Raw genomic sequence first — 323 nt, 5'->3', positions numbered from 1 at the left:
ACCACCCAGGTGGCGTCGGTCCACAGGTCGGTGTCCGCCGCGACCACGCGGATCGCTCGCTTGAGCAGCGGCACCGCAGCCCGCAACCGCTTGTTGTACCCGGACTGCCCAGGCAGGTACGGAAACGCCCCGGGTAGATGCCCGGGGACGAACCGCAGCCAACGGGCTTCGGAGCGCACGCCGAGCAGGGCCTGAGCCACGGCCAGGGTGAGCAGTTCCGCGTCAGACAGCCTGGGTGGCCGCCCGGGCCTCCGCTGCCGCCCGAGCCAGTCATCGATCTTCACGTACAGTGCCGTCAGAAGGGTGTTGAGGTCGGTCGTCAC

General features: G+C 69.7%; 1 pseudogene. It reads right to left on the bottom strand.

What is annotated here, in order from left to right:
* A pseudogene (locus tag ACPXBU_RS34860) lies at positions 1 to 323 on the bottom strand (IS982 family transposase); the annotation flags it as partial.

This window comes from Micromonospora sp. DT231, assembly GCF_049847025.1.
GTDB lineage: Bacteria > Actinomycetota > Actinomycetes > Mycobacteriales > Micromonosporaceae > Micromonospora.
The sequence above is the reverse complement of the archived record's forward strand: the minus strand, read 5'-3'. Positions and strand labels throughout refer to the sequence as shown.